Here is an 8,240-nt window from a genome sequence, read left to right on the forward strand (position 1 = left end):
CTTTTCCATACAAAATTCTCCTGCGGCATTTTGGTACAAAAACTAAATGATACTTACAGTCCCATTTAGAATGACTAAGGCTTTCGTATGATGATATATTACTCATGTGTAAGATCCTTTCTGACCGTCAAGCCGAAATGGATCTTACACTATTACTGAATCTGAAGGCCAAGCCTTTATAGTCTCCCTAGTCAAACTACGGGCTTACCTATCATTGAGTTAAAAATGTAAACGGCTCTCTTATTAGTGACTTGCGAACGAGTTCAGATAACAAAATGCACATGTACTTTTTATACATGTGCGGCATAAATTTAACCGACTATACAGCTGATTTATGCATATCAGGTCAAATATTGACCACCATTAAGGGTTAACGTCGCACCTGTCATAAAGCCTGTTTTTTCGCTTGCTAAAAAACCAACAGCATTTGCGACATCTTCAGGTTCGCCAAGGCGCCCAACAGGAATGCGTGCAATAATTTTGTCAAGTACATCAGGTTTTACAGCTTGAACCATTTCCGTTTTAATATAACCAGGGGCAACAGCATTAACTGTAATGCCTTTTTGAGCTGTTTCAATTGCAAGTGATTTTGTAAAGCCTATAATACCGGCTTTTGCAGCAGCATAATTTGTTTGCCCAAATTGACCTTGCTGCCCATTGATAGAACTAATATTAATAATACGACCATATTGACGTGTCCGCATACCATCAATAACAGCTTGGCACATATTGAAACAAGACGATAAATTGGTATCAATAACATCATTCCATTGAAAAGAAGACATTTTATGGAAACTAACATCACTTGTAATGCCGGCATTATTGACAAGAATATCTATGGAACCTAAATCTTTTTCAATTTGACGAACGCCTTCTTCGCAGGCCTTAAGATCTTTCACATCCCAACAATAAACTTTGATGCCTGTTTCACGTTCAAATTTTTGCGCTTGTGATTGGTTGCGTTGAAAAGTAGCCGCTACTTTGTAGCCTTCTTTAAGGAGATGTTTTGAAATTGCAGCGCCAATGCCGCGCGTACCACCAGTGACAAGTGCTGTTTTAATCATTTTCGTCTCCCAAGAATTTCTTATTTATTCATTACTACGCGTTGCTGCGCTGCAAAATCAAGACCTTATTGCATAAACGAAATTAAATAAGGCCAAAAACTATCTTTAGCTTTAGAACTTGCCACAATACCGACATGCCCTAAATTTGGTGCTGAAAGAATTACATTGGGTAGGATTGATGTTAATCCTAAATTCGAATTTTGAGGGATAACACTGTCTTTAAGAGGCGACACAAGCAAAACTTTTGTTTTAATAAGGCTTAAATCAACTTTTATGCCTCCAAAAATCCATTTTTGATTTTTAAGTACGTTTCGTAAAAACCATTGGTCAATAACTTCAATACCTACTTTCCGTGCTAAGGCAATAGGATCATTTAACCAATCTTCAATGCTCACAAAAAGCTTTTGTCTGTCATCTGAATAAGATGGACCGAAAGAAGCATATTTTTGGATAATACGAAATGGATTTTTAATGAAAAACACATATGGAATACATTCTTTTGGAATATGATTATCAGCTTTAAGGCTTTGTTCTAGCCAAACCTCAAGCAATTTTGAATCATATTCTAAATTTGGCACATGAAAATCAAAAGGAGGTGCTAATAATATAATTTTATCAATATGAGCTTGTGCAAATTGCCCTGCTAAAAGAGCGAAAATTCCCCCCATACAATAACCCATCACGATTGGTTTTTGATTGCTTATAAGATTGATTTCATTCAAGAAAAAGATGAGTATTTTTTCAAAATAATCGACAAGCTCAAAATCTATATGTGTTTTATCTGGCTCTCCCCAATCAAGACAAAAAACCTGAAAACCATTTTTTGTTAAATAATGAATAAGGCTAACATCTTCATATAAATCAAGAATAGAGGCATTATTAATAAATGAGGGGATAATGAAAATGGGTTTTCCACCTTCAGCGCCATAAACTGAAAGAGTTGCGCCATATAAAGTCTTTATTATTTTTTTTTCTTGTTGGAATGGTACAAAGGCGTGATTTCTGTAAAAATGAACGCCTTTCCAAAAATTTTCAATTTGAATGTAGTTTTTTTGTTCTATTTTTTCCCATAGATCTTCATGATGCTTTTGATTGGAAGGATCTAAAGAAAGATTCAAATTGCTCAAGTCGTTTTTCGCAAGCTGTAATCCGCTCCACGAGGCTCCCCACAAGCTTTGCAACAGTGACAGCATCAATGGGAGAGGCTGTGGCGCCTGTGCCCGTTTCGGATTGATCTGATTGGGAAAAGTTGGATACGGTTGAGGATACATTCTTTTTCATCATTTCTTGAAATTGAGCCATCATCTCATAGCCAGACTTTTGAAGCAATGGATCAGAAAGCGCTTTTTCCAATTGATTTTGCCATAATTCTATATATTTTTGAGAGAGTTGTTCGACATCTATTTTTTCAGTCATTTTATGGGCTTTCTTTATATCCTAATTACAATAAGATTTACCTTTATTTTACGTTCAAGAAAAGACATTATACTAAATTGTAATAAATGAGCATTTTTAAAAGGTTTTTATGATCAATAATAAATACGACGTCATTATCATTGGAGGCGGTGCTGCAGGTCTTATGGCTGCCATTCAAGCGGGGAAACGCGGTAAAAAAACACTTCTCCTTGAACACACGAATAAAATTGGCGAAAAAATTCGTATTTCAGGCGGTGGTCGCTGCAATTTTACGAATTTGTATGCGTCCCCTAAAAATTATATTTGTCCAAATCCTCATTTTGTTAAATCAGCATTAGCGGGTTATTCGCAGCATGATTTTATAAAACTCATCGAATCATATAAAATTGCTTATCATGAAAAGACGTTGGGACAATTGTTTTGTGATGGCTCCGCTAAACAAATCATTCAAATGTTGCTCGATTTATGTGACGCCTATCATGTTGATATTAAACTCAATTGTGCAGTAAGCGATGTTACTAAAAGCGATTCTTACAGCATTCAATCGAATCTTGGGCATTTTACGGCCGATGCGCTTATTATTGCAAGTGGTGGTTTATCGATCCCGCAAATCGGCGCGAGTGATTTTGGCTATCGTTTAGCTAAAAAATTTGGACTTAAAATACGACCAACACGGCCTGCTTTAGTGCCCCTTATTGTCACCGAATCTGAAAGAAGTTTATACACAAATTTAAGCGGTGTGTCACATTATGCCAAAGTCAGTTATGGCAAGGCCTCATTTTTAGAAAATATTTTGTTTACACATAAAGGGCTAAGTGGCCCTGCAATTTTACAAATCTCCTCTTTTCTAGAAAAATTTAATGGAGAACAAATCATACTTAATTTGTTGCCTGAAGAAGATCTTAAAAAACAATTTGTGATCGATAAAAATAATAAACAATTAGTTTCCAATTATTTAAAGCCATTCTTCACAAAAAGATTTATGGATCATTTATGTGTTAATCCGGATTTTAATCAAAGTATCACTGATCTTAAAAAAGAAAAATTGTTTACAATTGCAGATTATTTACACAATTTTAAAGTAACGATTAGCGGGAATGAGTCTTACCAAAAGGCCGAAGTTACCGCAGGTGGCATTGATACCAATGAACTTTCTTCAAAAACCATGGCTTATACCAAAATACCTTCTTTGTTTTTTATTGGAGAGGTTGTTGATGTAACAGGATGGCTCGGTGGGTATAATTTTCAATGGGCATGGTCTTCTGGCTTTGCTGCGGGTAATAATTGTTAAATGGAAGTTTTTAAAATGCAGAAAATTTTATCTTTTATTTTATTTATGACTTTATCTAGCAATATTCTTTATGCTGAAACACTCACTTTACCTAAGCCAATGGGAATCCATGCAATAGGCACAAAAGCATTTGAAATGAAAGATGAAAAACGCAAAATGTTCCGAGGGGAGGAATCTCGAAGATGGATGGTTCAAGCATTTTATCCCGCTGAAAAACATGAAGGTACTTATCCTTACATGCCAGAAACACTTAAAAATGGAAAAGTTTTAGATATTGAAGTTTTAGCACATGCAAAACCGAATGCTTTAATATTAAAAGAATCATCTTATCCAATTGTTATTTTTGTGCCTGGTCTGGGTCAAGAGCGTCAAAAATATACGATATTATGTGAAGAGCTCGCATCGCAAGGATATATCGTTCTAAGTCTTGATCAGCCTTATGTATCTAATTTTGTACGTTTTCCAGATAATACTAAAATAACGCCTAGTTTTAAAGATGCCTGGAAATTGACTTTAGGCAGAAAAGATCGCGATTATCGTTATCAATATTATGATCTAGCCATGGATATGATCATCAATGATATAAAGTATATTTTAGATCATATAGACGCGCTTAATAAAGATCATTTTGATTCGGCATTAGACGTTCATAAAACCATTCTTATGGGCCATAGTTTTGGTGGCAATGTAGCTCACCATCTGGGGTTTAAAGATCCGCGTATTAAAATAATTGTCGATATTGATTCAAAAATATCTGAACGCAAAATCTATGATTCTGTTGGTATCCCCGCTAATAGTGAAAGAAAGCCTGTGTTTTTTATACGTGGTATGATGCAATATCAAGAAAATCTTGGTGATCAACTTACAAAAATAGATAATGCTGATACTTGGACACCAAATGTTGAGCATAGTGCCTTTTCAGATAATGCTTATTTAGCAAAATATATACCCAATATAGCAAATCAATCTTTTATAAAAACATTTTTAAATTGGTTTTTTAAATCGGGACCTCATTTTGATGCCATTGATACTAATCTTGGCGACATCCCGGTAAATGAATGGTTTAATGAATATCGATCGAAGATTGTATCATGGCTTAATAAAACGCTTGAGGATGATTCCAATAAGAAATTTTCTCGTTCCCCTATCGGCGATAATTTACACACAGATGTCTACAATTTTATTGTAGATAAATTGTTGCAAGAAAAATCTTACACGGAAGAAGAAGTAAATAAATTTATTCAGCAAGAATTAGATATTCTAAATATACATATTACAGATAAACCTTTTATAGCTGAATTATATGAAGGCGCATTCGCAGATCTTTTAAGAGGATTATGTCATAATTTCACAGGATGCAAAGAAATTACGTTGTATCAAAAAGAAGGAATTGGTATTGCCTATACCGATCAAGAAAACAAGATTAACTTTAAGGAAAAACGAGGCATTCTTTTTGATCTAGGATTTTTAGGTAAAAACGCTCACGAAAAATTAGGTATAGAAAAAAGAATCGCCGACAATGGTCGAGTATATTATGAAATCATCAAAGCAATTTATTACAATAAAGAACGTCGTTTTGCTTATTTAGAAATTAAAAAACCAGAACAGGATCATCAATTAATCGGATATATTCGCTATATTATTGAATGAGTTATCTGTATTTTTTCAATCAGTTCTTAATACAGTTTTTTTTCTAAGAAACAGTTTTTATGCCTAATTTTTGCTCAATTTCTTGATCTTCTAGCCATTGAGCATTTTCAAGAAGTTGTTTTTTTTGTTCATTTACAACCAATTCATGAGGTTTCTCATCCAACAATTCAACGCCTTTATAAACAATGCCTGTGTAAGGGATAGAAAATTCTTTTGCAACTTCTTCAACAGCAATTACATGATCTTTTCGATCATCTATGAAATAAATATGATCAGGTTTTTGAACGAAAATAATTTCTTTTACCAATTGAGCTTTTGTATGTACACCCGTTAGAAAAAATCCTTTGTGAAAAACAGCATGTGATGTGCCTTGATCAGAGGATATAACAATGTAGTTTTCTTTTTCATTAAATTTGTGTGTAAACTCAATACCTAAATTTTTAAGCTCTTGATAACGCCATTCCTCCATACTTTCAATAGGACCAACTTTTCCTGTGTCCAATTGTGTCAGGGCATAAGTGTGGATATTTTTTGTTTTTAGATCTGCTATTATGGAAGGCCAAAGAGACGAAACTAACATTGCTTTACGATTCAAACGCCAATTGCCTATGATAGTGTTAAAATTCGGTATATTTTCTCTGTTTTTTTTAATAACATCAATTAAATTTTTAAATTCACTGTTATATCGAAACATTTTTGATTTAGGTGTAATAATTGTATCGTCAATATCACATAAAACAATAGAATCAGCAGTTGCAGTTTTGAATATTTCTTGAACTTTATTAATATCAGAAATTTCTAAAATTTCTGTTTTAACAATTTTTTCTTTACAACTTGTTAAAAACATTATCATTATTCCAACTATTATATTTTTAAACATTTTTTTATTTTAACACAATTTGATAACATGATCATAAATATAAAAAATCCCCTCTTTCGTTACCAAAAGAAGGGATTCTTATAACGTTAAAAAAGATTAACGTGAGTAAAACTCGATAACGAGCTGTGGTTCCATTTGAACTGGATAAGGAACATCCAATAATTTGGGAACGCGGACGAAAGTGCCTTTAACAGCTTTTTCATCAATCGTAATGTAGTCAGGAATATCACGTTCGCTAGATTTAAGTGCTAATTGCACTAATTCAAGATCACGTGCTTTTTCGCGCACTGAAATTTCATCACCCTCTTTAACGAGATATGAAGGAATATTAACGCGTCTTCCATTAACTAAAATATGACCGTGGCTGACGAATTGGCGTGACGCATGCATTGTTGGTACAATTTTCATACGATAAATCACCGCATCTAAGCGACGTTCTAAAAGACCAACTAAGTTTTCACCCGTATCACCGCGACAACGAACAGCTTCAGCATAAATTTTGCGGAACTGACGTTCAGTAATATTGGCGTAATATCCTTTTAATTTTTGTTTAGCATGAAGCTGAACACCATAATCAGAAGGCTTAGTACGACGTTGGCCGTGTTGACCTGGACGATAAGCACGCATATTAATAGGGCTTTTTGGACGGCCCCAAAGATTTATGCCTAACCTACGGTCAATTTTATGTTTTGCTTGAATTCTTTTAGTCATTTTAGTCCTACTCTATTTTGTGCAGCCGCACGCATACGATAAGAGATATGCCTTTTTACACTAAACTTAGTTTTTTGTCAAATTTTTATACATTGATGTTAGTGCAATTTGATAATGTCCTCTTTTACAATTTAGAGATGTCCGGTTTTTAGAAAAAAAATCACTGATATGATGGGCTGAGCAAGCAACCATAAAAGTGAAGACAAAGATGAAGAATATCAGATTAAAAGAGAGCGAATTGGAACGTTTATATGTAATAAAGAAAGTCATTGATGGTGATATAAGTCAAGTTGAAGCTGCTGAAACTTTAAAATTAAGCGCACGTCAAATAAGACGTTTAGTTAAACGCATTAAAACTGAAGGAAATGAAGGGGTTAAGGGGCGTCAAAAGGGAAGCAATCGCTCATTTAAAAATGAATTCAAGGCCAATGTGTTGGCGTTAGTCAGAAGTCAATATGCTGATTTTACGCCAACTTTTGCATCAGAAAAATTAAACGAGTTAAATAATGTTAAAATAAACCGAGAAACATTACGGCAATGGATGATAAAGGATGGTTTAAAAAAAGAAAAATCACGTAAAGTAGCACGAATACATCAAAGTCGTACACGCCGTCCACGCTTTGGAGAGCTTATTCAAATTGATGGTTCTCATCATGATTGGTTTGAGGGTCGTGCATTAAAATGCTGCCTTTATGTTTTTATTGACGATGCAACCAGTCAAATTGTCTCTATGCGTTTTGAACAAAGCGAAACAAGTATGAGATATTTTAGATGCCTTGAACCCTATTTAAAAACGCATGGTCGACCTATTGCTTTATACAGTGATCGTCATAGTATTTTTAAAACAACACGGCAAGAATGTGTTGATGGACGATTAAGTGATACGCAATTTCACAGCTCACTGAGGAATCTTGATATTGAGCTTATTTGTGCACGATCTTCTCAGGCAAAAGGACGTGTAGAACGTGCCAATCAAACATTGCAAGACCGATTAATAAAAGAAATGCGCCTTGCAAAAATAAATACAATGGAAGAAGGCAATGCCTATTTATCTGAATTCATTATTAAATATAACCAGAAATTTGCAATTGAACCAATACAATCAGAAGATGCGCATCGTCCTCTTTATCAAGATGCTGCAAAACTTCGTCAAATTTTAAGTCAACAATCAACACGAAAACTTAGTAAAAATTTAGAAATAAGTCACAATCGACTTATCTACCAAATT

9 protein-coding genes are annotated in these 8,240 nt (G+C 34.2%); 3 read left to right on the forward strand and 6 right to left on the reverse strand.

Translation table 11 applies throughout. The features are described 5' to 3' along the window. The 4 genes from Q8L85_00230 to Q8L85_00245 form a co-directional block, all read right to left on the reverse strand. A partial coding sequence (locus Q8L85_00230; GenBank protein MDP1723114.1) for an IS200/IS605 family transposase occupies positions 1 to 97 on the reverse strand: 97 nt, incomplete at its 3' end. A 244-nt stretch (positions 98 to 341) separates the two neighbouring features. Beyond that, positions 342 to 1,064, reverse strand: coding sequence for an acetoacetyl-CoA reductase (phbB, locus tag Q8L85_00235; GenBank protein ID MDP1723115.1), 723 nt, complete (start codon positions 1,062 to 1,064; stop codon positions 342 to 344). A 65-nt stretch (positions 1,065 to 1,129) separates the two neighbouring features. After that, entirely contained in the window at positions 1,130 to 2,191 is a 1,062-nt protein-coding gene (locus Q8L85_00240) for an alpha/beta fold hydrolase (protein ID MDP1723116.1), read from the reverse strand. After that, complete coding sequence (locus Q8L85_00245; protein ID MDP1723117.1) at positions 2,142 to 2,480, reverse strand: hypothetical protein; 339 nt, start codon at positions 2,478 to 2,480, stop codon at positions 2,142 to 2,144. Before Q8L85_00245 ends, Q8L85_00240 begins: the two co-directional genes overlap by 50 nt. A gap of 109 nt (positions 2,481 to 2,589) precedes the next feature. Between Q8L85_00245 and Q8L85_00250 the strand changes: the two genes are divergently transcribed. Together Q8L85_00250 and Q8L85_00255 are read left to right on the forward strand one after the other, a co-directional pair. Further along, complete coding sequence (locus Q8L85_00250) at positions 2,590 to 3,771, forward strand: NAD(P)/FAD-dependent oxidoreductase (GenBank protein ID MDP1723118.1); 1,182 nt, start codon at positions 2,590 to 2,592, stop codon at positions 3,769 to 3,771. A 15-nt stretch (positions 3,772 to 3,786) separates the two neighbouring features. Beyond that, on the forward strand, positions 3,787 to 5,421 hold the full coding sequence (locus tag Q8L85_00255) for a hypothetical protein (GenBank protein MDP1723119.1): 1,635 nt from the start codon (positions 3,787 to 3,789) through the stop codon (positions 5,419 to 5,421). Between the two features lie 43 nt (positions 5,422 to 5,464). Here the strand turns inward: Q8L85_00255 and Q8L85_00260 are convergent, their stop codons facing one another. Together Q8L85_00260 and rpsD are read right to left on the reverse strand one after the other, a co-directional pair. Further along, positions 5,465 to 6,268 carry a DUF2608 domain-containing protein gene (locus tag Q8L85_00260; GenBank protein MDP1723120.1) on the reverse strand — a complete coding sequence of 268 codons (804 nt, stop codon included), beginning with the start codon at positions 6,266 to 6,268 and terminating at the stop codon, positions 5,465 to 5,467. A gap of 129 nt (positions 6,269 to 6,397) precedes the next feature. Further along, positions 6,398 to 7,012: a 30S ribosomal protein S4 gene (gene rpsD / locus Q8L85_00265; protein MDP1723121.1), complete on the reverse strand. Its 615-nt coding sequence runs from the start codon at positions 7,010 to 7,012 to the stop codon at positions 6,398 to 6,400. A 208-nt stretch (positions 7,013 to 7,220) separates the two neighbouring features. On the opposite strand from rpsD, the gene Q8L85_00270 reads away from it, so the two are divergent. Next, positions 7,221 to 8,240: ISNCY family transposase (locus tag Q8L85_00270; GenBank protein MDP1723122.1), on the forward strand; the 1,020-nt coding region annotated here is incomplete at its 3' end.

Source organism: Alphaproteobacteria bacterium (assembly GCA_030680745.1).
Lineage (GTDB): Bacteria > Pseudomonadota > Alphaproteobacteria > JAUXUR01 > JAUXUR01 > JAUXUR01.